The 26,716-nt window shown below is 63.9% G+C and carries 27 protein-coding genes and 1 pseudogene; 27 read left to right on the top strand and 1 reads right to left on the bottom strand.

What is annotated here, in order from left to right; translation table 11 throughout:
* Nucleotides 1-194 (top strand): annotated as a pseudogene (locus tag G3574_RS20740) (branched-chain amino acid ABC transporter permease); the annotation flags it as partial.
* A gap of 87 nt (nucleotides 195-281) precedes the next feature.
* Here the strand turns inward: G3574_RS20740 and G3574_RS20735 are convergent.
* Nucleotides 282-1,457 (bottom strand): iron-containing alcohol dehydrogenase, encoded by a 1,176-nt coding sequence (locus tag G3574_RS20735; RefSeq protein WP_163967442.1) that lies wholly within the window; start codon nucleotides 1,455-1,457, stop codon nucleotides 282-284.
* A 186-nt stretch (nucleotides 1,458-1,643) separates the two neighbouring features.
* Between G3574_RS20735 and G3574_RS20730 the strand changes: the two genes are divergently transcribed.
* The 26 genes from G3574_RS20730 to G3574_RS20605 all read left to right on the top strand — a co-directional run bounded on the left by G3574_RS20730 (nucleotide 1,644) and on the right by G3574_RS20605 (nucleotide 26,716).
* Nucleotides 1,644-2,402, top strand: a complete 759-nt coding sequence (locus tag G3574_RS20730) for a sulfite exporter TauE/SafE family protein (protein WP_163967441.1) — start codon at nucleotides 1,644-1,646, stop codon at nucleotides 2,400-2,402.
* Nucleotides 2,403-2,427: 25 nt separating this feature from the next.
* Nucleotides 2,428-3,192 carry a hypothetical protein gene (locus G3574_RS20725; protein WP_163967439.1) on the top strand — a complete coding sequence of 255 codons (765 nt, stop codon included), beginning with the start codon at nucleotides 2,428-2,430 and terminating at the stop codon, nucleotides 3,190-3,192.
* A 139-nt stretch (nucleotides 3,193-3,331) separates the two neighbouring features.
* The gene (gene mnmG, locus G3574_RS20720; RefSeq protein ID WP_163967437.1) at nucleotides 3,332-5,266 is read left to right on the top strand and encodes a tRNA uridine-5-carboxymethylaminomethyl(34) synthesis enzyme MnmG; all 1,935 of its coding nucleotides are present in this window, start codon (nucleotides 3,332-3,334) and stop codon (nucleotides 5,264-5,266) included.
* Complete coding sequence (gene rsmG / locus G3574_RS20715) at nucleotides 5,263-5,913, top strand: 16S rRNA (guanine(527)-N(7))-methyltransferase RsmG (protein WP_163967434.1); 651 nt, start codon at nucleotides 5,263-5,265, stop codon at nucleotides 5,911-5,913. The genes mnmG and rsmG overlap by 4 nt, the downstream gene beginning before the upstream one ends.
* A 5-nt stretch (nucleotides 5,914-5,918) precedes the next feature.
* Nucleotides 5,919-6,542 (top strand): leucine efflux protein LeuE, encoded by a 624-nt coding sequence (gene leuE / locus G3574_RS20710; protein WP_407941689.1) that lies wholly within the window; start codon nucleotides 5,919-5,921, stop codon nucleotides 6,540-6,542.
* 3 nt (nucleotides 6,543-6,545) lie between these two features.
* Nucleotides 6,546-7,316 (top strand): ParA family protein, encoded by a 771-nt coding sequence (locus G3574_RS20705; protein WP_163967430.1) that lies wholly within the window; start codon nucleotides 6,546-6,548, stop codon nucleotides 7,314-7,316.
* A 17-nt stretch (nucleotides 7,317-7,333) separates the two neighbouring features.
* Nucleotides 7,334-8,278: a ParB/RepB/Spo0J family partition protein gene (locus tag G3574_RS20700; RefSeq protein ID WP_163967428.1), complete on the top strand. Its 945-nt coding sequence runs from the start codon at nucleotides 7,334-7,336 to the stop codon at nucleotides 8,276-8,278.
* Nucleotides 8,279-8,369: 91 nt separating this feature from the next.
* Complete coding sequence (locus tag G3574_RS20695) at nucleotides 8,370-8,924, top strand: RBBP9/YdeN family alpha/beta hydrolase (RefSeq protein ID WP_163967426.1); 555 nt, start codon at nucleotides 8,370-8,372, stop codon at nucleotides 8,922-8,924.
* Between the two features lie 203 nt (nucleotides 8,925-9,127).
* Nucleotides 9,128-9,466, top strand: a complete 339-nt coding sequence (locus G3574_RS20690) for an ATP synthase subunit I (RefSeq protein WP_163967424.1) — start codon at nucleotides 9,128-9,130, stop codon at nucleotides 9,464-9,466.
* Nucleotides 9,467-9,469: 3 nt separating this feature from the next.
* On the top strand, nucleotides 9,470-10,294 hold the full coding sequence (gene atpB / locus G3574_RS20685) for a F0F1 ATP synthase subunit A (RefSeq protein ID WP_163967421.1): 825 nt from the start codon (nucleotides 9,470-9,472) through the stop codon (nucleotides 10,292-10,294).
* 107 nt (nucleotides 10,295-10,401) lie between these two features.
* Nucleotides 10,402-10,647: a F0F1 ATP synthase subunit C gene (gene atpE / locus G3574_RS20680; RefSeq protein ID WP_163967419.1), complete on the top strand. Its 246-nt coding sequence runs from the start codon at nucleotides 10,402-10,404 to the stop codon at nucleotides 10,645-10,647.
* Between the two features lie 75 nt (nucleotides 10,648-10,722).
* Nucleotides 10,723-11,193, top strand: coding sequence for a F0F1 ATP synthase subunit B (locus tag G3574_RS20675; RefSeq protein WP_163967417.1), 471 nt, complete (start codon nucleotides 10,723-10,725; stop codon nucleotides 11,191-11,193).
* Nucleotides 11,194-11,195: 2 nt separating this feature from the next.
* Nucleotides 11,196-11,729: a F0F1 ATP synthase subunit delta gene (locus G3574_RS20670; RefSeq protein WP_163967415.1), complete on the top strand. Its 534-nt coding sequence runs from the start codon at nucleotides 11,196-11,198 to the stop codon at nucleotides 11,727-11,729.
* A gap of 78 nt (nucleotides 11,730-11,807) precedes the next feature.
* On the top strand, nucleotides 11,808-13,343 hold the full coding sequence (atpA, locus tag G3574_RS20665) for a F0F1 ATP synthase subunit alpha (protein WP_163967413.1): 1,536 nt from the start codon (nucleotides 11,808-11,810) through the stop codon (nucleotides 13,341-13,343).
* Between the two features lie 27 nt (nucleotides 13,344-13,370).
* Complete coding sequence (gene atpG / locus G3574_RS20660) at nucleotides 13,371-14,240, top strand: F0F1 ATP synthase subunit gamma (protein ID WP_163967412.1); 870 nt, start codon at nucleotides 13,371-13,373, stop codon at nucleotides 14,238-14,240.
* 35 nt (nucleotides 14,241-14,275) lie between these two features.
* On the top strand, nucleotides 14,276-15,676 hold the full coding sequence (gene atpD / locus G3574_RS20655; protein WP_163967410.1) for a F0F1 ATP synthase subunit beta: 1,401 nt from the start codon (nucleotides 14,276-14,278) through the stop codon (nucleotides 15,674-15,676).
* A gap of 151 nt (nucleotides 15,677-15,827) precedes the next feature.
* Nucleotides 15,828-16,250 (top strand): F0F1 ATP synthase subunit epsilon, encoded by a 423-nt coding sequence (locus G3574_RS20650; RefSeq protein ID WP_163967409.1) that lies wholly within the window; start codon nucleotides 15,828-15,830, stop codon nucleotides 16,248-16,250.
* A gap of 141 nt (nucleotides 16,251-16,391) precedes the next feature.
* The gene (locus tag G3574_RS20645) at nucleotides 16,392-17,129 is read left to right on the top strand and encodes an SGNH/GDSL hydrolase family protein (RefSeq protein WP_163967407.1); all 738 of its coding nucleotides are present in this window, start codon (nucleotides 16,392-16,394) and stop codon (nucleotides 17,127-17,129) included.
* Between the two features lie 165 nt (nucleotides 17,130-17,294).
* Entirely contained in the window at nucleotides 17,295-18,383 is a 1,089-nt protein-coding gene (hemE, locus tag G3574_RS20640; RefSeq protein WP_163967405.1) for a uroporphyrinogen decarboxylase, read from the top strand.
* A gap of 787 nt (nucleotides 18,384-19,170) precedes the next feature.
* A complete protein-coding gene (locus G3574_RS20635) occupies nucleotides 19,171-21,201 on the top strand; it encodes a primosomal protein N' (RefSeq protein ID WP_163967403.1) in 2,031 nt (676 codons plus the stop codon).
* A gap of 13 nt (nucleotides 21,202-21,214) precedes the next feature.
* On the top strand, nucleotides 21,215-21,793 hold the full coding sequence (locus tag G3574_RS20630) for a GNAT family N-acetyltransferase (protein WP_163967401.1): 579 nt from the start codon (nucleotides 21,215-21,217) through the stop codon (nucleotides 21,791-21,793).
* Between the two features lie 122 nt (nucleotides 21,794-21,915).
* Nucleotides 21,916-22,449 (top strand): GNAT family N-acetyltransferase, encoded by a 534-nt coding sequence (locus G3574_RS20625; protein WP_163967398.1) that lies wholly within the window; start codon nucleotides 21,916-21,918, stop codon nucleotides 22,447-22,449.
* Between the two features lie 11 nt (nucleotides 22,450-22,460).
* Entirely contained in the window at nucleotides 22,461-22,928 is a 468-nt protein-coding gene (locus tag G3574_RS20620) for a YybH family protein (protein ID WP_163967396.1), read from the top strand.
* A gap of 104 nt (nucleotides 22,929-23,032) precedes the next feature.
* Entirely contained in the window at nucleotides 23,033-23,707 is a 675-nt protein-coding gene (locus G3574_RS20615) for a hypothetical protein (protein ID WP_163967395.1), read from the top strand.
* 127 nt (nucleotides 23,708-23,834) lie between these two features.
* Nucleotides 23,835-25,967 carry a VTT domain-containing protein gene (locus tag G3574_RS20610; RefSeq protein ID WP_235953536.1) on the top strand — a complete coding sequence of 711 codons (2,133 nt, stop codon included), beginning with the start codon at nucleotides 23,835-23,837 and terminating at the stop codon, nucleotides 25,965-25,967.
* Entirely contained in the window at nucleotides 25,964-26,716 is a 753-nt protein-coding gene (locus G3574_RS20605; RefSeq protein WP_163967393.1) for an endonuclease/exonuclease/phosphatase family protein, read from the top strand. The genes G3574_RS20610 and G3574_RS20605 overlap by 4 nt, the downstream gene beginning before the upstream one ends.

The raw sequence follows: 26,716 nt of genomic DNA, 5'->3' as shown, positions 1-26,716 counted from the left end.
AAAACAAGCTGGGCGACCTCGGCAACTGGCTGGCGACGCTGACGAACGTGGAGTGGTTCCGAACCATCGGCGAGTCGGTCACCATCGTCACCGGCTTCATCTTCATCATCTGCGTGCTGGCCTTCCGACGCGGCATCGTGGGCGAATTCATCGCCTTGTTCAAGCGCGGACCGACGGCGGGTCAGGGTCATTGACCAACATTCGCACCCGATAAAAAAGCGGCCCGCGGGCCGCTTTTTTCATGCCGGCGCCGCTCGCGCGTTCCGGCCCCGCTTTCAACGCTATAGCGCAGCGGCATAGATCGCGCGTGCGTCATCGCGGCGGATCTCGCGCGGGTTATTGGTCAGGAGGCGGGTCTGCAGCATGGCGTCGTCCGCCATGCGGTCGAGGTCGGATTCCTGGATGCCTACCTGGCGCAGCTGGGTTTCGATGCCGGTACGGCGGGCGATGTCATCCATGCGGTCGATCAGGGCCTGCGTACGGGCCTCGACGCTGCCGCTCGCTCCGGGCGAAACGATCTCTGCCAGCTCCGCATACATGCCGGCGGCTTCCGGTGCATTGAAGCGCAGCACATGCGGCAGGACCAGCGAGTTGGACAATCCGTGCGGGACATGGAAGATGCCGCCGATGGGGTAGGCGAGGGCGTGCACGGCTGCGCAGGGCGCGTTGGCAAAGGACTGGCCGGCGAGCATGGCGCCGAGCAGCATGGCCTGGCGCACCTGCAGATCCTTGCCGTTCTCGCAGGCGGCGACGATGTTCTTCGACAGCAGGGACAGGGCTTCCCGCGCCAGCATGTCCGACAAGGGATTCTTCTTGTGCTTGGTGGTGTATGCCTCGATGGCGTGCACCATGGCATCGATGCCGGTGGCAGCTGTCACCTTGGGCGGCAGGCCCACGGTGAGTTCCGCATCCAGCACCGCGACGTCCGCATACAGCTGCGGGGAGACGACGCCCATCTTCGTCGTTTCTCCGGTCGTGACGATGGAAATCGGCGTCACTTCAGAGCCGGTGCCTGCCGTAGTAGGTACTTGCACAAGTGGCAAGCGGCTGCCCTTCACGTTTCCGATGCCATACATGGTTTTCAATTCTTGGTCGCTGCCTGCCAGCACGGCGATCAGCTTGGCGACGTCCATGGAACTGCCGCCACCTAGTCCGATGACCAGGTCGGTTTCCGAGTGGCGCGCATCGGCCACGGCTTTCAGCACGACGGCTTCCGGCGGATCGGCCACGACGTCCGAGAATATGCTGACGGCAAGGCCGGCTTCGCGCAGGCTGGTGATTGGCGCGTCGACCAGGCCCGTCTTCAGGAAACCGCCGTCGGTCACGATCAGGGCGCGGCGCGCTTTCGGGAAATGCTGGGCTACGAGCTGGCCAAGCTTTTTCACCGCGCCAACTTCACTGACGATGTGCGGAACGGTGCTGAACGTGAAGGCTCCGAATGAGGCTGAATTGGTCATTTTCTCTCCTGTGTGAACTTTTTATTGTAGCAAGCTGGGCGAGGATCCGGCACGAAAACCATGCAAGCTTAGCGAGGGCGGCAGAAGGGTAAAATGGCCGCTTCGCGTTACTTGATTCAATGCAAGATTTATCGGGCGGTCCGGCATGAGCAACCATGCCGGGTCGACCGTTTTCACGGGAAACAAATGGAATACCTCATTCTTTGCGTCGCCGCCTTCATAGCTGGATTGATCGATGCCGTGGTGGGCGGGGGCGGCCTGATCCAGATCCCTGCCTTGTTCTCGGTATTGCCAACGACGGCTCCCGCCTCTCTGCTTGGCACGAGCAAGCTGGCGGGCATCTGGGGAACGAGCGCGGCAGCCGTGAACTTTGCGCGCCGCGTGAAGGTGGAATGGAATGCAGCCACGCCGGCGGCGGTCACGGCGTTTGCGTTTTCCTTTCTCGGCGCTTTCACCGTCACGAAGATCCCGCCCGATTTCCTACGCAAGGTTTTGCCTTTCGTCCTGCTCGCGGTCTTTCTCTACACGCTCAAGAAGAAAGATTTCGGCAGCATCCACGCGCCGCTGTTCGGCGGAATGCGCGAGAAGCTGATCGCAATCGGTGTAGGGGGCGGCATCGGCTTTTATGACGGTTTCTTTGGGCCGGGCACTGGCAGTTTTCTTGTCTTCCTCTTCGTTCGCTTTTTCGGCTTTAACTTCCTTTCGGCATCCGTGGTAGCCAAGGTTGTCAACGTCGCGTGCAACCTGGCGGCGCTGTTGTGGTTTTGGTATAGCGGCCACCTGCTGTGGCAAGTAGGATTGATGATGGCTGTCTGCAATGTCGCCGGATCCCTGGTGGGAACGAGGCTAGCAATCAAGAATGGCAGCGCGTTCGTCCGAAAGATCTTCCTGTTCGTCGTTTCGCTCCTCATCCTCAAGACAGGGTATGACGCTTTTCTGAAATAAGGCGAAAGCCGCAGCGATGTTTCACGTGAAACATTCCTTGCTCGATGAATCAGGTCAATGTGAAAGGGGCATCCGATTGGACCCGAAGGCAATCTTTTTGCGAACCGAAGCTGGACGCACCGAAATTCATGACAAGAAATGCGGGCTGACCCAGAGCGAGCGCCTCGTCCTGATCATGGTCGACGGTGTTTCCAAGGTGGACCAGATCAAAGAAAAGCTGACTTCCATCAATGGAGATCGCTTCTCCCGGGCAATGCAAACCCTGCAAAAGAAAGACTTGATTACGCCGATTCTTCTGCCATTGGATGACCAGGTGGCCGAGGAGCTAGACCAGCAGGTAGTCGAGCGCTTCCTGCATCAAGATGCGCTGGACCCCATTACGATCATTTCCTTTCAGCCCGAGGACGAGTTTGGCGACGGCGAGCAGCAAAAGCCCGCGCCGACCGTTGTGCCTGAATTGACCGAAGTAATGCCTTCGCCGGCAATCGACGTGGCGCACGCCAAAATGGCCGATGAATTGCATGAAGAACTGGTTGCGAAGAACCTTGAAAGGAAACGCAAGCTTGCCGACCAGGAGGACATCCAGGCGCGCGACCTTGCTGCCGTGTCCGGAGCTCCCGTGGTGACAGTAATGCCCGTCGCACCGGAGGCTATCCAGGCCGTAAAAGCCCCCGTGCCGCCCGTGGAAAAAGTGGCGAAAGGGAAGGGTAGTCTGCATTGGGAACATGCCGTCATTGCCTTGGGAGCGGCTCTGATCGTGGGTTTTGGCATGCTGAAGCTCTGGAGATGATCGATGTTTCACGTGAAACAATCGGCGAAGGCGGCGTGCCTTGAATCCAAGAAAAGCCAATGCGGCGTCATGGAAAAACGCCGTATAATCTCGCCTCCAGCTCCCCAGTCCCTTTCTTTGCGTCTCTTCGAGGCGAACTATGCTTTTTCCAACTGAATTTGATGTGATCGTGGTCGGCGGCGGCCACGCCGGTACCGAAGCCGCTCTTGCCTCTGCACGCATGGGCCAAAAAACCTTGCTGCTGACCCATAACATCGAGACCCTCGGGCAGATGTCCTGCAATCCGTCGATCGGCGGCATCGGCAAGGGTCATCTCGTCAAGGAAGTCGACGCCATGGGCGGCGCGATGGCAATTGCCACCGACGAAGCAGGCATTCAGTTCCGCATCCTGAATTCATCGAAAGGCCCCGCAGTCAGGGCTACACGCGCCCAGGCAGACCGGATACTCTATAAGCAGGCAATTCGTGGCCGACTGGAGAATCAGCCCAACCTCTGGCTCTTCCAACAGGCGGTGGACGACCTCATGGTCGAGGGCGACCGCGTGGTTGGAGCGGTGACCCAGGTCGGCATCCGCTTTCGTTCCCGCGCCGTCGTCCTGACGGCCGGCACTTTCCTGGATGGGAAAATCCACGTCGGCCTGAATAATTATTCCGCGGGCAGGGCAGGCGATCCGCCGGCCGTGTCGCTCTCGGCACGCCTCAAGGAACTGAAGCTGCCGCAGGGGAGGCTGAAGACGGGTACCCCGCCGCGAATCGATGGGCGCACCATCGACTTTTCCGTCATGGAGGAGCAGCCCGGCGACCTCGATCCGGTGCCGGTGTTTTCCGTGATGGGTTCGGTAGACATGCACCCGAGGCAGTTGCCTTGCTGGGTGACCCATACCAACGAACGCACGCATGACATCATTCGCGGCGGACTCGATCGCAGCCCGATGTACACCGGCGTGATCGAAGGGGTCGGCCCGCGGTATTGCCCGTCCATCGAAGACAAGATCCACCGCTTTGCGGACAAGAGCGCCCACCAGATTTTCCTGGAGCCGGAAGGGCTCACCACCAACGAGTTCTACCCCAACGGCATTTCCACCAGCCTGCCATTCGACGTGCAGCTCGAGCTCGTGCATTCCATGCGCGGCCTCGAAAACGCGCACATCCTGCGGCCCGGCTATGCTATCGAATACGATTACTTCGATCCGCGCGGCCTGAAGTCCTCGCTCGAAACCCGCGCCATCCAGGGACTCTACTTCGCCGGACAGATCAACGGCACAACCGGCTACGAGGAAGCCGCCGCCCAGGGCATGCTGGCCGGACTCAACGCTGCCTTGCAGGCCCAGAACCGCGAGCCCTGGACCCCGCGCCGCGACGAAGCCTATCTCGGCGTCCTGGTCGACGACCTGATCACCAAGGGCGTGCAGGAACCTTACCGCATGTTCACCAGCCGGGCAGAGTACAGACTCAGCCTGCGGGAAGATAATGCCGACATGCGGCTCACGGAAATCGGCCGCCGGCTCGGTTGCGTCGGCGACGCCCAGTGGGCGCACTTCGAGCGCAAGCGCGAAGCCGTCGCTCGAGAAATGGAACGTCTCAAATCGACCTGGGTGAATCCACGTATCGTCAGCACGGACGAAGCAGAACGCCTGCTGGGTAAGGCGATAGAGCGAGAGTATGCGCTAACTGATCTCCTGCGCCGGCCGGGGGTCAGCTACGATAGCCTGATGACCCTGAAGGGAACCCAGGGGCAGGACCTTGCCGGACCGGGCGTGTCCGACGGCGCGGTACGCGAGCAGGTCGAGATCCAGGTGAAGTATGCCGGTTACATCGACCGGCAGGCCAAGGAAGTCGAGCGCCATGACCATTACGAAAACCTGAAGTTGCCGGCAGCGATCGACTACATGGATGTGCGCGGCCTGTCGGTCGAGGTTCGCCAGAAGCTGAACAAGCATCGCCCGGAAACCCTGGGACAGGCTTCACGCATTTCCGGCGTCACCCCGGCAGCCATCTCCCTGTTGCTGGTGCACCTAAAGAAGGGCGGCTTCAAGGACTTCGCCGCATTGCCCGACCAGCAGTCCGCCGCATGAGGGCCTTCGATCGCCCGGCGCTGACCCGCACCCTGGAGCAGGGCGCGGCGTCCTTGCCGCTCGTCCTGGACGCGCGGCAGATCGCCGCGCTGATGGATTACCTCGCCTTGCTGGCGAAGTGGAACGGCGTCTACAACCTGACCGCCGTACGCGATCCCGCGCAGATGGTGACCCAGCACCTCCTCGATTCGCTGGCCGTCGCGCCCGCATTCGCCGATGCGCGCCACATCCTGGACGTCGGCGCCGGCGGCGGCCTGCCGGGTATCGTCCTTGCCATCGCGCGTCCCGACATGCAGGTGTCGCTGATCGACACCGTGCACAAGAAGACCGCCTTCCTCACCCAGGTCAAGGCAGAACTCGGCTTGGCGAACGTCACGGTCCACACAGGGCGCGTGGAGGAATTGCGCGTGCCGCAACCCTTCGACGTGATCACGTCGCGCGCCTTCGCCGACCTGGCGGACTTCGTGAACTGGTCGAACCACCTGCTGGCGCCGGACGGACGCTTCATTGCCATGAAGGGCGTCATGCCCGAAAAGGAAATCGCCGGCTTGCCTGCCGGCTGGACGGTCGCGGACATCCGTTCCGTGCACGTGCCGGGCTTGCAGGCGGAGCGGCATCTCATCGTCATTTCGCGGGAGGCATCATGATCGACATGTTCCAGGCCATCGGCATTACTGACATCCGGCAGCTGGTCGCAGCGACCATGGTCTTCCTCATGCTGCCCGGGCCCGGCACCTTCTGCGTGCTGACCTGCACCGGCCAGCATGGCTTGCGCGGCGGCTTCGCTTCGCTGGCCGGCCTCATGCTGGGCGACGCCGTGCTGATGTTCCTCGCCGCGGTCGGCGTGGCCGCGCTGCTCAAGGCCAATCCGCTGCTGTTCCAGGGCATGCAATACCTCGGCGCGGCCTACCTCGCCTACCTCGGTTTCAAGCTGCTCGTGGCGAAGGGAGGGGAGGGCGGGGCCATCGTGCCGTTCTCCAACGCCGCCGACTTCCGGCGCGGCTTCCTGGTCACGCTCATCAATCCGAAAGCCATCGTGTTCTACATGGCCTTCTTCCCGCTGTTCATCGATCCCGCGCACCACCAGGGCAGCCTGACCTTCCTCGCGATGGGCGGCGTGATCTCGTCGTGCACCCTGTTCTATGGAAGCCTGCTGGTGCTGCTTGGCAATGCCGCCGCGCGCCGGCTTGCCCGCAACCGCCGCATAGCCACCTTCGCGTCGAAGGCGGCGGGCGTTTTCCTGATCGGCTTCGGCATCAAACTCACCACCAACTAAAACATGGCAAAAATCTTCTGCGTCGCCAACCAGAAAGGCGGCGTCGGCAAAACAACAACCGCCGTCAATCTCGCAGCCGGACTTGCCAGGCTGGACCAGCGCGTGCTGCTGGTGGACCTCGATCCGCAGGGCAACGCCACCATGGGGGCAGGCATCAACAAGGCGACCCTGGAAAAATCCGTGTATGAAGTCCTGCTCGGCATGGCCGAGCTGGCGGCTGCGCGCGTGCGCTCCGAAAGCGGCCGCTTCGACGTGCTGCCCGCCAACCGCGAACTGGCCGGCGCCGAAGTCGAGATGGTGGAGCTCGACAACCGCGAGAAGCGGCTCAAGGACGCCATCGCCTCGGTCGAAAGCGACTATGACTTCGTGCTGATCGACTGCCCGCCGGCGCTCTCCATGCTTACCCTCAACGGCCTGTGCGCCGCCCATGGGGTGATCATTCCCATGCAGTGCGAATACTATGCGCTCGAAGGCTTGTCCGACCTGGTCAACACCATCAAGAAGGTGCATGCCAAGCTCAATCCCGAACTCAAGATCATCGGCCTGCTGCGGGTCATGTTCGATCCGCGCATGACCCTGTCGCAGCAGGTGTCCGCGCAGCTCGAGCAGCACTTCGGCGACAAGGTGTTCCGCACCATCATTCCGCGCAACGTGCGCCTGGCCGAAGCGCCCTCGTATGGCATGCCCGGCGTGACCTTCGATCCCGCGTCCAAAGGCGCGCAGGCCTACATCGCGTTCGGCGCCGAGATGGTCGATCGCATCAAGACATTCTAAGCATCCAGGGGGCAGACATGGTCACGAAAAAATCCAAGGGCCTCGGGCGCGGACTCGATGCATTGCTGGGCGGGTCCGCCGACATGACCGAGGCGGTGCCCACCGTCCCCGGCGCGCCTTCTACGCTCAACGTGGCGCAGATGCAGGCCGGCAAGTACCAGCCGCGCACCCGCATGGACGAAGGCGCGCTCAACGAGCTTGCCGCCTCCATCAAGGCGCAGGGCCTGATGCAACCCATCCTGGTCCGTCCCGTGGACAGCGGCAACGGCGGCAGCAATGGCACCAATGGCAGCAATGGCAGCGGCAACGTTCAGCACAATGGCAGCACCCGCTACGAGATCATCGCCGGCGAACGCCGCTTCCGCGCCGCGCAGATCGCCGGGCTGAGCGAAGTGCCTGTGCTCGTCAAGGACGTGGACGACCAGGCCGCCGCGGCGATGGCACTGATCGAAAACATCCAGCGCGAAGACCTCAACCCGCTGGAAGAAGCGCAGGGCATCCACCGCCTGATCAGCGATTTCGAATTCACCCACGAGCAGGCGGCCAATGCCGTCGGCCGGTCGCGCAGCGCGGTGTCGAACCTGCTGCGCCTGCTCAATCTCGCCAAGCCGGTGCAGACCATGCTGATGGCAGGCGACATCGACATGGGCCACGCTCGCGCCCTGCTCGCGGTCGACTCCGCCACGCAGATCACGCTTGCCAACCAGATCGTCGCCAAGCGCCTCTCGGTGCGCGAAGCCGAAAAGATGGTCGTGCGCGCGAGCACCGAGCTCGCCTCCGCCGGCAAGCCGCGCGCCGGCAAGGAAAAGTCGCGCGACATCGCGCGGCTCGAGGAAGAACTGTCCGACGCGCTGGCGACCCAGGTCTCCATCAAGCTCGGCGCCAAGAACAAAGGCCAGCTCATCGTCGAGTTCGCCAGCCTCGACGCGCTGGACACCCTCATCGCCAAGCTGCGCGCCTGATCCCCGCCGGCAGCGCAGGCCTTCCATTACCGGGCAGGTAATTGGCCTGCCCGCGCCTGCCCGCTAAGCTGACATCAAACCGAGACGAATCATGACAAGCGACCTGCCCACCGTGCTGATCCTGCCCGGGCTCTACAACTCCGGCGACGGACACTGGCAGACGCATTGGGAACGGTCCATGCCGAACGCGCGGCGGGTGCAGCAGCACAGCTGGGATGCCCCCGACCGCGCCGCCTGGGTGGCCGCGCTCGACGCGGCGATCCGCGAGGCGGCCGGCCCGGTCGTCCTCGCGGCGCACAGCCTCGGATGCGCGCTCGCCGCATGGTGGGCCGGCGAACACGGCGCGGCGCCGCACGCCGCCAAGGTGGCGGGCGCACTGCTTGTGGCCTTGCCCGACGTGGAACGGAAAGATTTTCCCGGAAGCGCTACCGGCTTCGCGCCGATGCCGCGCCGGCGCCTGCCCTTCAAGGCGATCGTTGCCGCGTCGAGCGACGATCCGTGGTGCGGAATCGAGAAGGCGGCATCGTGGGCGCGGGACTGGCAGGCAGGCTTTCACGATCTCGGTCCGCTGGGGCATATCAATGCGGAAAGCGGGCTGGGCGACTGGCCGCGGGGCAGGGCGTGGCTCGCTGAATTGCAAGCCTGACCCTAGTAGTTTTACCGTAGTCCAAAAGCGTTACTGCCACTGGGCAAAGGTTTGACGCTGGCTGTGGAAAACACTTATAATCCCGGGGTTTGTCGAGACGCACCATCAAGAAACACAGCGGCCTGAGAAGTCTTATCGCGGAGCCAAACCGGTGCATGAAGCGGGCGCGTGACGCCTGGAAACTGCACGTTTTTGGAATAGCCATGCTGCGCGTCGTTCTCCTGCAATTGGCGGCCACGGTCGTCACCGGCCTGATCGCTGGAATGCTCGGAGGCGTCCACGCGCTGATCTCCGCGCTTCTCGGTGGACTGTGCTGTGTAGTGCCGAATGGCTTGTTCGCCTTGCGTTTGTTTTCGAACGCGCGAAAGCCGGGTGCGGTCAACCCGATGACGTTTTTCATCGGTGAATTTATCAAGATTGCGTTGACGATCGCGCTGTTGGGCGCGGTGGTCTGGCTGTATCACGATTTGAACGGGCTGGCGCTGATCGCCGCCTTCATCGTGGCGCTGAAAAGTTACATCATCTTAATATTTAGGCACTGACTCATGTCCACCACAACCGAAGCGGCAGCACACGCGCCGACCGCATCCGAATACATCGTCCATCACCTCGGACACCTCGCCACGCATCACCAGGAAAAGATCGTCGACTTTTCCATCATCAACATGGACACGGTCTTCTGGTCCGTCGCCATGGGCATCGTCGGCTGCCTCATCATGTGGGCGGCCGCGCGCCGCGCGACCTCCGGCGTTCCCGGACGCCTCCAGGCCTTCGTCGAAATGGTCGTGGAAATGGTCGAGGACCAGTCCAAGGCCATCGTCCATGGCGACCGCAGCTTCATCGCGCCGCTGGCGCTGACCGTGTTCATCTGGGTTGCCCTGATGAACTCGCTCGACTTCCTGCCGGTGGACCTGTTCTCCGGCCTGTTCCGCGTCATCGGCATCGACATCCATCACCGCGTCGTGCCGACCGCCGACCTCAACGGCACGCTCGGCATTTCCCTCGGCGTCCTGGCACTGATGCTCTACTACAGCATCAAGATCAAGGGCCTCGGCGGCTGGATCCATGAGCTTTTCGCCGCTCCGTTCGGCATCTACATGGCGCCGTTCAACCTCCTCCTCAACATCATCGAATACGCGGCCAAGGCAGTGTCCCTGGGCATGCGACTCTTCGGCAACATGTATGCCGGCGAGCTGCTGTTCCTGCTGATCGCTTTGCTCGGTTCGATGGCCACCGCATTCGGCTTCGTCGGCCACGTCATCGCAGGCTCCATCTGGGCGATCTTCCACATCCTGATCGTTATCCTGCAGGCATTCATTTTCATGATGCTGACGCTGGTCTACATCGGCCAGGCCCACGAAGGCCACTGATCGCCGGGACGACCCTCAGCACGTAAAGAATCGAAAGATAGGCAGTACGTAAAGAAGTAGTAATTTTCATTTTTTGTTTTCAACCTTAACCTTTTGAAGGAATTCTCATGACTGACGTCTCTTTTGTTGCTCTGGCTTGCGGCTTGATCATTGGCCTGGGTGCTATCGGTGCCTGTATCGGTATCGCCATCATGGGCGGCAAGTACCTCGAAGCTTCCGCCCGTCAGCCTGAACTGATGAACACCCTGCAGACCAAGATGTTCCTGCTGGCTGGCCTGATCGACGCGGCATTCCTGATCGGCGTCGGTATCGCCATGCTGTTCGCATTCGCCAATCCTTTCGTCCGGGGTTAATCGGGCGACCAGCCTGAACACTGAGCTGCCGAACCTTCGCGTTCGGCATTCTTTACTCTAGGAAGGAAAAACGCCGTGAATCTGAATGCAACCTTGTTTGCGCAGTTCGTGGTCTTCTTCATCCTCGCGTGGTTCACCATGAAGTTCGTGTGGCCCCCGCTGATGAAGGCACTCGACGAACGCGCCGAGAAGATCGCGAACGGCCTGGCAGCCGCCGAGCGTGGCAAGGCAGAGATGGCCGCCGCTGAAAAGCGCGTGCAATCCGAGCTCGCCACTGCGCGTGACGAAGGCCAGAAGCGCATCAGCGACGCTGAAAAGCGCGCCGCCGCCATCATCGAAGAAGCCAAGAAAACTGCCTCCGACGAAGCCGCCCGCATCCTTGCGGCCGCCCGCGCCGATGCAGAACAGCAAGTCACTCGTGCACGTGAAGAACTGCGCGCGCAAGTCGCTACCCTCGCGGTGGCCGGCGCCGAGCAGATCCTGAAGCGTGAGGTGAACGCAGCGGCCCACGCCGACCTGCTGAACCAACTGAAGACCGAGCTGTAATCATGGCCGAACTCGCAACGATTGCTCGCCCTTACGCAGAAGCACTGTTCCGTGTCGCCAAGTCCGGCAACATCGCCGCCTGGTCCGACCTCGTGTCGGAAATGGCGGCGGTGGCTGCGCTCCCCGATGTCAAGACTTTCGCCAGCAATCCGAAACTTTCGGATTCGCAGATCGTCGATACTTTCTTGTCCCTGTTGAAATCAACCGTCTTCCCCGAAGCGAAAAACTTCGTGCAGATGCTGGTGGAAAACGGACGTCTCACGCTGTTGCCCGAGATCGGCACGCAATTCCACGCGCTCAAGAACAGCGCCGAGGGTGCCGCCGACGCCGAGATCACCAGCGCCTTCGAGATGACCCCCGCACAGGTGCAGGAACTGGTCGCCACGCTGGAAAGAAAATTCGGACGCAAGCTCAATCCGTCGGTCAAGGTGGACAACTCGCTCATCGGTGGCGTACGCATCGCGGTTGGCGATGAAGTGCTGGACACTTCGGTTCGCGCCAAGCTGCAGAAGATGTACACCGCCCTGGTCGCGTAAGCACCGGACGCTTCTTGACTGCTATGCCCGCTGCCTGCCAGCGCAAGCAAGCCGAGATTAAAAAATTTAGGAGTTAACATGCAACTCAACCCGTCTGAAATCAGCGAACTGATCAAGAGCCGGATTCAAGGCCTTGGCGACACCGCTGAGATCCGCAATCAGGGCACGGTCATCTCCGTGACCGACGGTATCTGCCGCATTCACGGTCTGTCCGACGCAATGCAAGGCGAGATGCTGGAATTCCCGGGCAACACCTTCGGCCTCGCGCTGAACCTCGAGCGCGACTCCGTCGGCGCCGTTATCCTGGGCGAGTACGAGCACATTTCCGAAGGCGACACCGTCAAGTGCACGGGCCGCATCCTGGAAGTGCCGATCGGTCCCGAACTGAAGGGCCGCGTCGTCAACGCACTGGGCCAGCCGATCGACGGCAAGGGTCCGATCAACGCCACGCTGTCCGCCCCGATCGAGAAGATCGCTCCGGGCGTTATCGCACGTCAATCCGTCTCCCAGCCGATGCAAACCGGCCTGAAGGCAATTGACTCCATGGTGCCGATCGGCCGCGGCCAGCGCGAACTGATCATCGGCGACCGCCAGACCGGCAAGTCCGCCGTCGCGATCGATGCCATCATCAACCAGAAGGGCCAGGACATGACGTGTATCTACGTCGCGATCGGCCAGAAGGCATCCACCGTCAAGAACATCGTGCGCGCGCTCGAGCAGAACGGCGCGATGGACTACACCATCGTCGTCGCCGCCAACGCGTCCGAGTCCGCAGCGATGCAGTACGTCGCCGCCTACTCCGGCTGCGCCATGGGCGAGTACTTCCGCGACCGCGGCGAAGACGCACTGATCGTGTACGACGACCTGTCCAAGCAGGCCGTGGCCTACCGCCAGGTTTCCCTGCTGCTGCGCCGTCCGCCGGGCCGCGAAGCGTATCCGGGCGACGTGTTCTACCTGCACTCCCGCCTGCTGGAGCGCGCAGCCCGCGTCAACCCCGACTACGTCGAAGCCTTCACCAACGGCCAGGTCAAGGGCAAGACCGGTTCGCTGACCGCGCTGCCGATCATCGAAACGCAAGCCGGCGACGTGTCCGCATTCGTTCCGACCAACGTGATCTCGATTACCGACGGCCAGATCTTCCTCGAGACCTCGCTGTTCAACTCCGGCATCCGTCCCGCGATCAACGCCGGTATCTCGGTGTCCCGCGTCGGTGGCGCAGCCCAGACCAAGGTCATCAAGAACCTGTCCGGCGGTATCCGTACCGACTTGGCGCAGTATCGTGAACTGGCCGCGTTCGCACAGTTCGCCTCCGATCTCGACGAAGCCACCCGCCGCCAGCTGGACCGCGGCGCGCGCGTGACCGAGCTGCTCAAGCAGCCCCAGTACTCGCCGCTGCCCATCTCCCTGATGGCCGTGTCGCTGTTCGCCGTGAACAAGGGCTACTTCGACGACATCGACGTGAAGCGCGTGCTGGCCTTCGAATCCGGCCTGCACAACTTCATGAAGACCAGCCATGGTGCGCTGCTGAAGAAGATTGAAGACAGCAAGCAACTCGACAAAGACGGCGAAGCAGAACTCGCCTCCGCGATTGCCGCCTTCAAGAAGACTTTCTGAGCCAACGCGCTGAAGGAGTAAATACTCATGGCTGCAGGCAAAGAGATACGCGGCAAGATCAAGAGCGTCGAGAACACGAAGAAAATCACCAAGGCGATGGAAATGGTCGCCGCATCCAAAATGCGCAAGGCGCAGGAACGGATGCGCGCGGCCCGTCCCTACAGTGACAAGATTCGCAATATCGCCGCCAACTTGTCGCAGGCCAATCCGGAGTACACGCATCCTTTCCTGGTCAAGCAAAGCGCAGCGAAAACCGTGGGTGTCATCGTCGTCACGACCGATAAGGGTCTGTGCGGCGGCATGAACACCAACGTGCTGCGCCAAGTGACCAACAAGGTGCGCGAGCTCGACGGACAAGGTACCAAGGTTGAAGCAGTCGCGATCGGCAACAAGGGTCTCGGCTTCCTGAACCGCATCGGCGCCAGGGTCGTTTCGCAAGTCACGGGTCTCGGCGACACGCCGCACCTCGACAAGCTGATCGGTCCCGTCAAGGTGCTGCTCGATGCGTACCAGGAAGGCAAGCTCGACGCGGTCTATCTGTTCTACACCAAGTTCATCAACACGATGAAGCAGGAACCGATGATGGACCAGCTGCTGCCGCTGTCGGCGGAGCGCATGCAGGCGGACAAGTCGTCCCACGCCTGGGACTACATCTACGAGCCGGATGCGCAGACCGTCATCGACGAACTGCTGGTGCGTTACGTTGAAGCCCTGATCTATCAGGCTGTCGCGGAAAACATGGCGTCCGAGCAATCGGCGCGCATGGTGGCGATGAAGGCTGCTTCCGATAACGCGGGTAACGTCATTGGCGAGCTGAAGCTTGTGTACAACAAGACTCGTCAGGCCGCGATTACCAAGGAACTGTCCGAGATCGTCGCCGGTGCGGCTGCGGTTTAACGTAACGAATCTATTTAAATATTGAAGGAACGAAAATGGCTGAAGGCAAAATCGTTCAGTGTATCGGCGCCGTGGTTGACGTGGAATTTCCGCGCAACGCCATGCCCAAGGTATACGATGCCTTGAAGATGGAAGGCTCCGCCCTGACCCTGGAAGTGCAGCAGCAGCTTGGCGACGGCGTGGTCCGTACCATTGCGCTGGGCTCCTCCGACGGTCTGCGTCGCGGCATGATGATCAGCAATACCGGCGCACCGATCTCGGTGCCCGTTGGTCCGGCAACGCTGGGCCGCATCATGGACGTGCTGGGCAATCCGATCGATGAGCGTGGTCCCGTTTCGGCGGAACGCACGGCATCCATCCACCGCAAGGCTCCCCAGTACGACGAACTGTCTCCCTCGCAGGAACTGCTCGAAACCGGCATCAAGGTGATCGACCTGGTCTGCCCGTTCGCCAAGGGCGGTAAGGTCGGCCTGTTCGGCGGCGCAGGCGTGGGCAAGACCGTGAACATGATGGAGCTCATCAACAACATCGCGAAGGCGCACTCCGGCTTGTCCGTGTTCGCCGGCGTGGGTGAGCGTACCCGTGAAGGCAACGACTTCTACCACGAAATGGCCGACTCCAAGGTCGTCGACCTGGACAACCTCGCCAACTCCAAGGTGGCGATGGTCTACGGCCAGATGAACGAGCCGCCGGGCAACCGTCTGCGCGTGGCGCTGACCGGCCTGACGATCGCGGAATCCTTCCGTGACGAAGGCCGTGACGTGCTGTTCTTCGTGGACAACATCTACCGCTACACGCTGGCCGGTACCGAAGTGTCCGCACTGCTGGGCCGTATGCCTTCCGCGGTGGGTTACCAGCCGACGCTGGCAGAAGAAATGGGCCGCCTGCAGGAGCGCATCACCTCCACCAAGACCGGTTCGATTACGTCCATCCAGGCCGTGTACGTCCCTGCGGATGACTTGACCGACCCGTCCCCGGCAACCACCTTCGCCCACCTCGACTCCACCGTCGTGCTGTCGCGTGACATCGCCGCGCTGGGTATCTACCCCGCCGTGGACCCGCTGGACTCGACTTCCCGCCAGCTGGACCCGAACGTGGTCGGCGCCGAGCACTACGAGACGGCCCGCTCCGTCCAGGGCACGCTGCAGCGCTACAAGGAACTGCGCGACATCATCGCGATTCTCGGCATGGACGAACTCGCACCGGAAGACAAGCTGGTCGTGGCACGCGCTCGCAAGATGCAGCGTTTCCTGTCGCAGCCCTTCCACGTCGCCGAAGTGTTCACCGGCTCCCCGGGCAAGTACGTTTCGCTGAAGGACACGATCAAGGGCTTCAAGATGATCGCCAGCGGCGAACTCGACCACCTGCCGGAACAGGCCTTCTACATGGTCGGCACGATCGAGGAAGCCATCGAAAAGGCCAAGAAGCTGCAGTAATCCTGTCCAAGCCGCCTTCTCCCGAAGGTCGGCCGGGAAGCCGATGGGTCTCCAGGCATGACGGAAACCCATCCCCATCCCGGCCTTCCCCTCGAAAGGGAAGGAGCTGGTCGGGTTACGCAGTCTTCCATCGAACAACAAAGGTTCCAACATGGCAAACACCATTCACGTCGACGTCGTGTCCGCCGAAGAGGAAATCTTCGCCGGCGAAGCCGAGTTCGTCGCGTTGCCGGGTGAAGCGGGCGAGCTGGGCATTTACCCCCAGCACACGCCGCTGATCACGCGCATCCGTCCCGGCGCGGTACGCATCAAGGTACCGGGCCAGGCCGAAGACGAATTCGTTTTCGTGGCGGGCGGTCTTCTCGAAGTGCAGCCGCATGGCGTCACCGTGCTGGCCGATACCGCCATCCGCGGTCATGACCTGGACGAGGCGAAGGCAGCCGAAGCCAAGCGACTGGCCGAAGAAGCCCTTGTCAACAAGGATTCCGCGATCGACTATGCAAAGGCGCAGGCAGAACTCGCCGCCGCCGTAGCACAGCTCGCCGCCATCCAGAAGTTGCGCAAGAAGCGTTGATCCGGCAGGGCACGTCAGCATGACAATCAAGGCAGCTTCGGCTGCCTTTTTTGTTACCAGGCGCCGAGCCATGCGTGCCTGAGCCCTGTACGATCAAGCCTGCCGGTGCGGCCCTTCCGTCATCAGCGTTATTCGCGAACCATGCAGCAGTTTCTCCCCGAACTCGTCGCGCTACCCCTGTTTCCGCTGCTGTCCTGGCAGGGAAAGCGGACCCGGCGCAAGACGCCGCGCTTGCCGGAAGCGGACGGCCCGCGCGAGGGCCTGGCCGGCGCGCAGCTCGCCGGCCAGGCCTTGCGCATCGTCGCCATCGGCGAATCGCCGGTCGCCGGCGTCGGCGTCCCCACCCAGGAAGACGCCATCACCGCACAACTCGCCCGCGCGCTGTCATCCAGCCTCGGCCGTCCCGTGGCATGGCAGGCCCATGGGCGCAACGGCGCCACCGCCAGGGAAATCGGCGAAGCCGTGCTGCCGGGGCTGCCCGCCGCCCCCGTCGACGTGGCGCTCGTTTGCTTGGGCGTCAACGACACGACGGCGTTCACGCCGGTCGGCCGGTGGCGCGATACGCTTTCCAGCCTGTTGCAGGCGCTGGAGGAACGCTGCCAGCCACGCATCATCCTGCTGGCGGGCGTGCCGCCGCTCTCCCGCTTTCCAGCCCTGCCGCAGCCCCTGCGCTGGGTCATGGGGCTCAAGTCCGCCGCGCTCGACCACGAGAGCGCACGCCTGGCAGCGAGCCTGCCTGCCGTGCTGCACGTGCCGCTGCATGTCGACCTCGTCTCGCCGCAGATGATGGCAAGCGACGGCTACCACCCGTCCGTCCGCGGCTGCGCGGTGTGGGCCCGCCAGATGGCCGACCTGTGCGTGAACCGCATGCCGGGCTGAACGAAGGCAGGCACACCTGCCGGGCGCCGGATCGCGCTTCCATGCAGGCGCTTTTCCGCTTCCAGGAAAGCGCCGCGTTTCACGCACAAGCAGCGTCGCAACCAGCGTTACCAGCAGCGTTTTAGCCCGCCCTGGGCGATAATGCAGGATTACCGAAAGACGCCCATGCCCACCAACTTCGCCCCGCTCAAGAACGATACTTTCCTGCGCGCACTCATGCGCCAGCCCACCGATTACACGCCGCTCTGGCTCATGCGCCAGGCCGGCCGCTACCTTCCCGAGTACTGCGCCACCCGCAAGCGGGCCGGCTCCTTCCTCGGCCTCGCCAAGAACCCGGATTACGCCACGGAGGTGACGATCCAGCCGCTCGACCGCTACGCGCTCGACGCCGCGATCCTGTTCTCCGACATCCTCACCGTCCCGGATGCGATGGGACTGGGGCTGTATTTCGCCGAGGGCGAGGGCCCGAAGTTCGAACATCCGCTGCGCGACGAGAAGGCCGTGATGGCGCTGCAGGAACCGCCTCCCGGATCCCTGCAATACGTGTTCGATGCCGTGACCCAGATCCGCACCACGCTCAATGGCCGCGTCCCGCTGATCGGCTTCTCCGGCAGTCCGTGGACACTGGCGTGCTACATGGTGGAGGGCGGCGGCTCCGACGACTTCCGACTGGTCAAGAGCATGATGTACAACCGCCCCGATCTCATGCACCACATCCTCAAGACCAATGCCAGCGCCGTGGCCAGCTACCTGAATGCGCAGATCGAGGCAGGCGCCCAGGCGGTCATGATCTTCGATACCTGGGGCGGCACCCTGGCGGATGGCCTGTACCAGCGCTTCTCTCTGGCCTACATGCGCGAGGTGGTCTCCCGCCTCAAGCGTGAACACCAGGGCGCGCACATTCCTGCCATCGTCTTTACCAAGGGCGGCGGCCTCTGGCTCGAAGAGATCGCGGACATCGGCGCCGACGCCGTCGGCCTGGACTGGACCGTCAATCTGGGCGAAGCGCGCCGCCGGGTGGGTGACCGCGTTGCGCTGCAAGGCAACCTCGACCCGATGACCCTCTTCGCCGGCGCCGAGCAGATCCGCAGCGAGGCCACGCGCGTGCTGGAATCGTTCGGCAAGCCCCAGGCGGGCAACGGCCACGTGTTCAACCTCGGGCACGGCATTTCCCAGTTCACGCCTCCCGAGGCCGTCAGCGTGCTGGTCGATACGGTCCACGACGTCGGCCGCAGGCTGCGTTCCGAAGCCTGACCCGCGGCTTAAGCACGATCAATCCCGCCGGAAATACCATTGACCGGCGGAACGCTGCGCTTATTCACAGTACGGTGATGGTGCGATGCGGAAACAACCTCGATTCGGCGCCTTCACGGCAGGCGCGAACGCCTCCCGCAAGTCATTGAAATTGAAGGAAAATTTTTTCTGGCAATTCGCCGCGAAACCGCCGAAACCCGCGCCAGCCGTGGCTCTGCGCCGAAGTGCCGGCACTTTCTCCACAAAGTTATCCACAGACTTTGTGGATACCCCGAAAAACTCCTTTTCCATCGCCAAGTTACGGAGGAATGTGAAAGTTTACTTTAAGATTCTTGGGCGGCAGTGAACCAGGAATGCAGCACAACATGGTCGTACCGATTTCCCCGAACGGTTTCCGCCCGGACAACGAAACGCATGCGGGCAGGCAATTGCCGCCGCGCCACGACGCTGCGAAATCTCAAGCGGATTGCCGCAAAGTGGCGCAAACGAGAGACAGCGGCGGGGCGGTTATTCACACAAACTGGAATCCCGAAAAATTGTCAAGTTGCGCGGAATTTTTCCGAGGGAAAATATCCGTCGCTAGGAACGCAGCGCCAAGCGTCTGAAAATTAAGGAAAAAATCGATGCAAGAAAAAGCGGCAACGTAGCGGAAACCGCCCAGTGGAGCGCCTCTCCAAAGCTTTCCCAAGACTTGCCCACAAAGTTATCCACAGCTTGTGTGGATAGACCGAAATCCTGCTTTAGAAACCGTGGCTTAGCGTTTTTTCTAAAAAATTACTTTAAGTTTGTGAAACAACGCATCCTCAAGATCGCCCTCGACACGCCGCTCGACCAGCTCTTCGACTATGTCTGGCTCGACGACGGCGCAAGCTCGCCGCCGCGCCCCGGCCAGCTGGCCATGGTCCCGTTCGGCAAGCGGGAAGCCGTCGGCCTGATCATCGCCATCGAAGATACCTCGGACGTCCCGCCAGACAAGCTCAAGCCCGTGCTTTCGCTCCGCGCTCAGCTCGAGCCGCTCCGGCCCGACTGGATCGCCTTGTGCAGCTTCGCCGCCGATTACTACCAGCGGCCCCTGGGCGAGGTGGTCATTCCCGGCATTCCGAAGAACCTGCGCGCGGAGACCACGGTATCCCTCGACCGGGCGCTGAAGCGCCTGGCGGGCAAGGAACACGCTCACGATCCCGCTCCCGCCAACATGCCGCCGCTGAATGCGGCACAGCGCGAGGCGGCCGAGGCGATCGCCGCCGCCGAGGGCTTCGCGCCCATCCTGCTGTACGGCGTGACGGGAAGCGGCAAGACCGAGGTCTACCTGCAGGCGGCGGCGCGCATCCTCGCCAAGCCGGAAAACCATGACGCCCAGGTGCTGATCCTGACGCCGGAAATCAACCTGACGCCCCAGCTCGAAGCCAACGTGCGGGCGCGCTTTCCGGGCGTCGACGTGGTCACCCTGCACAGCGGCCTCGCGGAAGGCGAACGCCTGCAGCACTGGATCGCCGCGCACCTCGGCCGTGCCCGCATCATCCTTGGCACGCGGCTCGCGGTCCTCGCTTCGCTGCCCGCGCTGAAGCTCATCATCATCGACGAAGAGCACGACCCCTCGTACAAGCAGCAGGAAGGACTGCGCTATTCCGCGCGCGACCTCGCCGTCTGGCGCGCGCGCCAGCTGGACATCCCGCTGGTGCTCGGCTCGGCCACCCCGTCGCTCGAAACCTGGCACCATGCGCGCACCGGCCGCTACCGGGAGCTCACGCTGCGCGAACGCGCCGTGCCCGACGCCGTGCTCCCCGCTATCCGGCTTGTCGACATGGAGCGTGACAAGGCCGACGGCGGGCTCACCGCCAGCTTGCGCGCCGCGATCAAGAAGCGTCTCGACCAGGGCGAGCAATCGCTGCTTTTCCTGAACCGCCGCGGCTACGCGCCGGTCCTGTCCTGCGAGTCCTGCGGCTGGATCAGCAACTGCGTGCGCTGCACCGCGTTCATGGTCCTGCACAAGTCGGAGCACCGCCTGCGCTGCCATCATTGCAGCATGGAGCAGCGCATTCCGCGCGCCTGCCCCACCTGCGGCAACGTGGACCTGCAGCCGCTCGGCCGCGGCACCCAGCGCATCGAGGAAAACCTGCAGCACCTGTTCCCGGAGGCGAGGCTGCTGCGCATCGATGCCGATTCCACGCGCCTCAAGGGCAGCGCGCAGGCCGCCTTCGACGCCGTGCACCGGGGCGAGGTGGACATCCTCATCGGCACGCAGATGGTCGCCAAGGGACATGACTTCCGCAACCTCACGCTGGTCGGCGTGCTCAATCCCGACACCGCCCTGTTTTCGCACGATTACCGCGCCAGCGAGCGCCTGTTCGCGCAGCTCATGCAGGTCGGCGGACGGGCGGGCCGCGCGGCGCGCAAGGAAGATGGCAATGCCGCCGAAGTCCTGATCCAGACGCGCTACCCGCAGCATCCCCTGTATGCGGCGCTCATGGCGCACGACTACGACCGTTTCGCCGCCGGCCTGCTCGAGGAACGCCAGCAAGCCGGCCTGCCGCCTTACCTCTACCAGGCGCTGCTGCGCGCCGAGGCGCGCGAACTCGATGCCGCGCTGGCCTTCCTGCAGGAAGCCGCCGGCATGCTCCAGCCGCCCGGCATCACCATCAACGATCCCATTCCCATGGCCTTGACGCGCGTGGCCAACGTCGAGCGCGCCCAGCTGCTGGTCGAATCGCCTTCCCGCCCCGCGCTTCAGGCCTACCTGAGGGAGTGGATGCTGCAGCTGCGCGCCATGAAAAGCCGGGTAAAGTGGTCGCTCGAAGTCGATCCGATGGATATCTGAACAGGGAGACGCCTTGACACAAGCAACCAGCCTGGAACGGGCGGACGGCATCCGCATCGCGGTCGTGCCGCAGTTCGACGAACCCGCTTTCACCGAGACGGTCGAGCGCCTTTTCGGCGACCTTGCCCGCCGCTCCCTGCTACGCTCGCAACTGGGCGACGACGCCTTCGCGCGCGCCGATGCGTTGCGCGACAGCCTGCCCGCGCCGGAGCGCCTGCGGGTGGGCGCCTTCGATGGCGACACGCTCGTCGGCTGGTCGATGGGATGGTATGAACGCGGCGGCGCCTTCTACGTGGCCAATTCCGCTGTCCTGCCGGCCCACCGCCGGCGCGGCGTCTATTCCCGCCTCGCGCGCGCCGTGCTCGACGAAGCCGCCGCCCGGGGCTGCCACACCGTGTATTCCAGGCACCTGTCCACCAACAACCCGGTGCTGATCGCCAAGCTGCGGCTCGGCTTCGTGATCACCGGCATGGAGTTTTCGGAGGAGCTCGGCTCGCTCGTCCGGATGTCGTTCTTCCTCACGCCGGAACGGGCCCGCCTGCATGCCGAGCGCAGCGGTCCGGTGGGCGGTTTCGACGGCCGGTCAGGCTGAGTCCGGTCCGGAGGCGCCGGGCAGGGCGGACCGTTGTGCATGCCGGCCGGCTCTGGCAAGATGCGCCCATTCCCCCTTGACCGCGCGGGCGTCAGCGCCACGCTTCGTCCTTCCCGACCAGCATGCACACACCCGAGATCCGCAGACTGCTTCCCGCCGACGCCGATGCCTACCGGACCCTGATGCTGCAGGCATATGCGGCGCATCCCGAAGCTTTCACCGCCAGCGTCGACGAACGCGCCGCCTTCCCGATGTCCTGGTGGGAAACGCGCGTCGGCGCGGGCGAGGACAGCATGGAAGCGAGCTTCGGCGCCTTCGACGGCGCGGCACTGGTGGGCGCGGTCAGCTACCGCCGCGAGCCGCGGCCGAAAAGCCGCCACAAGGCGAGCCTGCTCGGCATGTTCGTCCAGCCCGCGGCGCGCCATGGCGGCACCGGCAAGGCCCTCGTCCAGGCGCTGCTGCGGCATGCGCGGGGGCAGGCGGGCTTGCGCGTGGTCCAGCTTACTGTCTCGGAAGGCAACGAGGCGGCCCAGCGGCTGTATGAGCGCTGCGGTTTTTCGGTCTTCGGCGTCGAACCGCTGGCCATGCGCGAAGGCGAGCGCTACATCGCCAAGGTCCACATGTGGACCGATCTCGCCGCACCCTTGCCATCATGAAAGGAGTTGCCATGCGTCTTCTTCCGATCACTGCCTCTATCGCACTGTGCGCGGCGGCCATCCTGCCTGCTGCACCCTCGGCCGCCGCCGGCGAAGAACGCCAGGCCCGGCTGTCCGGTGAGGTCAGGGAAACCGAACGCGCCTTCGCCAAGACCATGGCGGACCGCGATCATGCCGCGTTCACCCGTTTCCTGTCGGACGAAGCGGTATTCTTTTCGGGCCCATCGCCCCTGCACGGCAAGGAAGCCGTGGCGGGCTGGTGGAAGCGCTTCTACGAAGGCCCGCAGGCGCCGTTCTCCTGGGAGCCCGACAAGGTGGAGGTGCTGCCTTCCGGAGGGCTGGCGCTCAGCAGCGGGCCGGTACATGATCCCGCGGGCAAGAAGATCGGCACCTTCACGTCCATCTGGCGGCAGGAAGCGCCCGGCGTATGGAAGATCATCTTCGACAAGGGCGAGCAGGCCTGCGACTGCGCCAAATGAGGCTGGTAGGGGTCTTAACAAACCACAAGACCCGCCGGAACGAAGGAGGCTAAGGTGGACATGCAGCACCGGGTCCTGCCCCAACTTCCATCGTTCCTGTCGTCATGCGCGCCTCCTGCCCGTCCGCGTTCGCCATCGCCGCCGTCGTTGCCGTCCTCGTTGCTCTTGGGAGCGTAGCCGTGCCCGCCGCGGCCAGCGACTTCACCGGCGTCTGGACAGCCGCGGTCTGTCCCGGCGGCACGAAGTATGCGCCCGGCAAATGCTCGCAATTCGTGCTCGAGCTGTTCCAGAAACAGGACCGGCTCTGCGGCTCGCATACCTTCGCCACCGCCAGCGCGACCATGGTCGACGAGGCCGCTTCCGGGCCGTCCATCCTCGGCAGCATCGCCGACGACACCGCGAACGTCAGCCTCGTGAGCAGCCGCGCCAGGCCGGACGCGCCGGTCAGCGGACAACTCAAGATGACCGGCGGCGGATTGCAGTGGAAACGCACCGACAAGCCGGGACGCGATGACCTCCTGCCCGCAACGGCATCGTTTACCCGTTCGCGCTACAAGACCTTGTTCAGCCCCGTGTATGCGCAGCAACTCAGCGCCGCCTGCAACCTCGCCAATACCCAGCAATCCGCACCGCCCGCAATCAATGGTTCGGGCGGCTCAGGTGTCTCAGGCAGCTCGGAAGCATCCGCCGGAACCGGCGCGGCCGGCAACCCGGGCGTGCCGGCCGCGTCCCCGCCGCGCGAGATCCCGCCGATTCCCGATCACCGCGAAGGCGGCTAGGGAAGATTCATCCTGTCCAGGCAGTAAAGAAACCAATCGGCCCGCCCTGCGTCGAATCCAAAACGACAATGTTTCCCCTTCGGCATGCACGATGCGAGCGCAAGAACCCTTTCTTGATCCCCCTTCCATGGCCAGCGGCCTCCTGCGTCCCGGACGCAACTGCTGGCGCATCGAGCGGGCGCGACGCTTCGCCATGCTGGTCGATGCCGACGCCTACTTCCGGGCGGTGCGCGCGGCCATCGTCAATGCCCGGCACAGCGTCTTCATCCTGAGCTGGGACATCGACAGCCGAATCCGCCTCGTGCCTGACGGCGCCAGGGATGGTTATCCTGAACCCCTCGGCGATTTCCTGCATGAAATCGCGGCCAGCCGGCCAGACCTGCACGTCCATGTGCTGAACTGGGACTACGCCATGCTCTACGCGCTCGAGCGGGAATGGCTGCCGGTCGTGAAGCTGGACTGGCGCACCCACCGCAACCTGGCCTTCCGCATGGACGCGAACCATCCCCTTGGCGGATCGCACCACCAGAAGGTCGTGGTGGTCGATGACGCGGTCGCCTTCGTCGGCGGGCTCGACCTGACCAAGGCCCGCTGGGATACCTCGGACCATGCCTGCCATGCCCCCTTGCGCTGCGACAGCGACGGCAAGCCGCACGCCCCTTTCCATGACGTGCAGGCCATGGTCGATGGCGATGTGGCCTGGGCGCTCGGCGAGCTAGCGCGGGCGCGCTGGCAGCGCGCGACCGGCGAACGCCTGGCCGGCCCGCGCCGCAGCGAACACGATCCCTGGCCGGACGGCGTGCAGCCCGACATCGTCGACGTCGACGTCGCGATCTCGCGCACCGAACCGGCCTTCGAAGGCCATGCCGGCGTGCATGAAGTGCGGCAACTGCACCTCGACGCCATCGCCGCGGCGCGCCGTTCCCTGTTCTTCGAGAACCAGTATTTCACCTCCGGCCTGCTGGCCGACGCGCTCGCCGAGCGCCTGAAGGAGCCGCAGGGGCCGGAAGTGCTCATCGTGTCGCCGCAGACCCAGAGCGGCTGGCTGGAGCAGGCCACGATGGGCGTGCTGCGCGCCCGGGCGCACCGGCGGCTGGCCGACGCCGACGCGCATGGCCATTACCTGATGGCATGTCCCCACATCCCCGGGCTGGTCGAGCAATGCCTGAACGTGCACAGCAAGGTGTTCGCGGTGGACGACGACCTGTTCTGCGTCGGTTCGGCCAACCTCAGCAACCGGTCGATGGCCCTGGACACCGAGTGCAACCTGACGATCGAAGCGGCCGGCAGCAACGGCGAGCGGGAACGCCTGCGGCTGGCCATCGCGCGCCTGCGCAACCGCCTGCTGGCCGAACATCTCGACACCTCGCCGGAAGCCGTGCGCGAAGCCATGCTGCAGCAGGGCAGCCTGCTCGGCGCGGTGCGCGCCCTGCGCAATGAAGAACGCTCGCTGAGGCAGATGGCGCCCAGCGTGCCGCCGGAACTCGATGCGCTGATTCCGGAACAGGCATTGTTCGATCCCGAGCAACCGATCGAGCCGGAAAAGCTGGTGACCGACGTGGTGCCGCGCGAGGCCCGCAAGCCCCTGCCGGGCCGGCTGATCGGCCTCGGCCTGTTCGCGCTCGGCTTGGCCACGCTGGCGCTGGCATGGCGCTGGACGCCGCTGCGCGAATTCGTCAACCTGGAATCGATGGTGGCCTTCGCGCGCCGGCTGGACGACCTGCCGTTCACGCCGCTGGCGATCGCGGCTTGCTACATCGGCGCCGGCCTGCTCGTGGTGCCGGTCATGCTGCTCATCGCCGTCACCGGCATCGTGTTCGGGCCGGTGCAAGGCACCCTGTATGCGATCGCGGGCACCGTGCTCAGCGCCATGGCGACCTACGGCATCGGCCACTGGCTGGGACGCGATACCGTGCAGCGCATGCTCGGCGAACGGGTCAACCGCCTCAGCCAGCGCATCGCCAGCCGCGGCATCCTCGCGGTGATCGTCATCCGCGTGCTGCCGGTGGCGCCGTTCAGCATCGTCAATCTCGTCGCCGGCGCCTCGCACATCCGCTTCCGCGACTACATCATCGGCACCTTCCTCGGCATGCTGCCCGGCATCGTCATGACGGTCACCTTCGTGCATCACCTGGCGGAAGCCATCCGCCGGCCCAGCGCGGGAACGATCGCGGTGCTGGCAGGCGTGGCGGCGGTGATCATCGTCGTCGCCCTGGCCTTGCGCCGGGCGCTCAGGAAAAGGGAGGAACAGCGCGCATGACCGATCTGTCGGACGCCAGCCGCGCCTACGCAGCCGACGCCCACGCGTCATCCACCGGCGATCCGTGGCCGCTGGCCATCGCCACCTACAACATCCACGGCGCGGTCGGCTGCGACGGCCGGTTCGCTCCGGAACGCATCGCCGGCGTACTGAAGGAACTCGATGCCGACATCATCGCCCTGCAGGAAGTGCCGCTGGGCGGCAGCAGGACGCCCAACGTCCTGGCCGAACTGCAGCGCGCCACAGGCTACGCCGCGGCCGAGGGCCCGGCCTGCGACACGCGCGAAAAGCGCTATGGCAACGCGGTGCTGAGCCGCTACCCCATCCTGTCGGTGCGCAGCATCGACCTGTCCTTCGGCAGCCGCGAGCCGCGCGGCGCGCTGGACGCCGACGTCGACTGCCATGGCCACATGCTGCGGGTGATCGCCACGCACCTCGGCTTGCGGCCGGCCGAACGGCGCGACCAGATCCGGCGGCTGCTCGAAAAATTCGATACCGACGAAATGCCGGTGATCCTGCTCGGGGATATCAACGAATGGTTTGCCTGGGGCAAGACGCTGCGCTCGCTGGTGAACCACTTCCAGGCGGTGCCGGCGCCGACCACCTTCCCGTCGCGCTGGCCCCTGTTCGCGCTGGACCGCATCTGGATCCGGCCGCGCCACCGCCTCGTGCATGTCGAGGTGCATGCCACGCCGCTGGCGCGGGTGGCATCCGATCATTTGCCGCTGATTGCCCGCATCGACGGCTGA

Origin of the sequence: Noviherbaspirillum galbum, assembly GCF_010974945.1 — a bacterium.
Taxonomy (GTDB): Bacteria; Pseudomonadota; Gammaproteobacteria; order Burkholderiales; family Burkholderiaceae_D; genus Noviherbaspirillum; species Noviherbaspirillum galbum.
Note: the sequence above shows the minus strand (reverse complement) of the source record. Positions and strands in the feature narration are given on the sequence as shown.

Excerpts from the sequence above, each read along its gene's own strand:
- hemE (WP_163967405.1), top strand. The coding sequence starts at position 17,295 with ATGCCCACCAACTTCGCCCCGCTCAAGAACGATACTTTCCTGCGCGCA.
- G3574_RS20620 (WP_163967396.1), top strand. The coding sequence starts at position 22,461 with ATGCGTCTTCTTCCGATCACTGCCTCTATCGCACTGTGCGCGGCGGCC.
- atpD (WP_163967410.1), top strand. The coding sequence starts at position 14,276 with ATGGCTGAAGGCAAAATCGTTCAGTGTATCGGCGCCGTGGTTGACGTG.
- atpA (WP_163967413.1), top strand. The coding sequence starts at position 11,808 with ATGCAACTCAACCCGTCTGAAATCAGCGAACTGATCAAGAGCCGGATT.
- G3574_RS20705 (WP_163967430.1), top strand. The coding sequence starts at position 6,546 with ATGGCAAAAATCTTCTGCGTCGCCAACCAGAAAGGCGGCGTCGGCAAA.
- G3574_RS20730 (WP_163967441.1), top strand. The coding sequence starts at position 1,644 with ATGGAATACCTCATTCTTTGCGTCGCCGCCTTCATAGCTGGATTGATC.
- G3574_RS20700 (WP_163967428.1), top strand. The coding sequence starts at position 7,334 with ATGGTCACGAAAAAATCCAAGGGCCTCGGGCGCGGACTCGATGCATTG.
- G3574_RS20610 (WP_235953536.1), top strand. The coding sequence starts at position 23,835 with ATGGCCAGCGGCCTCCTGCGTCCCGGACGCAACTGCTGGCGCATCGAG.
- G3574_RS20615 (WP_163967395.1), top strand. The coding sequence starts at position 23,033 with ATGCGCGCCTCCTGCCCGTCCGCGTTCGCCATCGCCGCCGTCGTTGCC.
- G3574_RS20625 (WP_163967398.1), top strand. The coding sequence starts at position 21,916 with ATGCACACACCCGAGATCCGCAGACTGCTTCCCGCCGACGCCGATGCC.
- atpE (WP_163967419.1), top strand. The coding sequence starts at position 10,402 with ATGACTGACGTCTCTTTTGTTGCTCTGGCTTGCGGCTTGATCATTGGC.
- atpG (WP_163967412.1), top strand. The coding sequence starts at position 13,371 with ATGGCTGCAGGCAAAGAGATACGCGGCAAGATCAAGAGCGTCGAGAAC.
- rsmG (WP_163967434.1), top strand. The coding sequence starts at position 5,263 with ATGAGGGCCTTCGATCGCCCGGCGCTGACCCGCACCCTGGAGCAGGGC.
- G3574_RS20735 (WP_163967442.1), bottom strand. The coding sequence starts at position 1,457 with ATGACCAATTCAGCCTCATTCGGAGCCTTCACGTTCAGCACCGTTCCG.
- leuE (WP_407941689.1), top strand. The coding sequence starts at position 5,919 with ATGTTCCAGGCCATCGGCATTACTGACATCCGGCAGCTGGTCGCAGCG.
- atpB (WP_163967421.1), top strand. The coding sequence starts at position 9,470 with ATGTCCACCACAACCGAAGCGGCAGCACACGCGCCGACCGCATCCGAA.
- G3574_RS20690 (WP_163967424.1), top strand. The coding sequence starts at position 9,128 with ATGCTGCGCGTCGTTCTCCTGCAATTGGCGGCCACGGTCGTCACCGGC.
- G3574_RS20645 (WP_163967407.1), top strand. The coding sequence starts at position 16,392 with ATGCAGCAGTTTCTCCCCGAACTCGTCGCGCTACCCCTGTTTCCGCTG.
- G3574_RS20695 (WP_163967426.1), top strand. The coding sequence starts at position 8,370 with ATGACAAGCGACCTGCCCACCGTGCTGATCCTGCCCGGGCTCTACAAC.
- mnmG (WP_163967437.1), top strand. The coding sequence starts at position 3,332 with ATGCTTTTTCCAACTGAATTTGATGTGATCGTGGTCGGCGGCGGCCAC.
- G3574_RS20650 (WP_163967409.1), top strand. The coding sequence starts at position 15,828 with ATGGCAAACACCATTCACGTCGACGTCGTGTCCGCCGAAGAGGAAATC.
- G3574_RS20605 (WP_163967393.1), top strand. The coding sequence starts at position 25,964 with ATGACCGATCTGTCGGACGCCAGCCGCGCCTACGCAGCCGACGCCCAC.
- G3574_RS20670 (WP_163967415.1), top strand. The coding sequence starts at position 11,196 with ATGGCCGAACTCGCAACGATTGCTCGCCCTTACGCAGAAGCACTGTTC.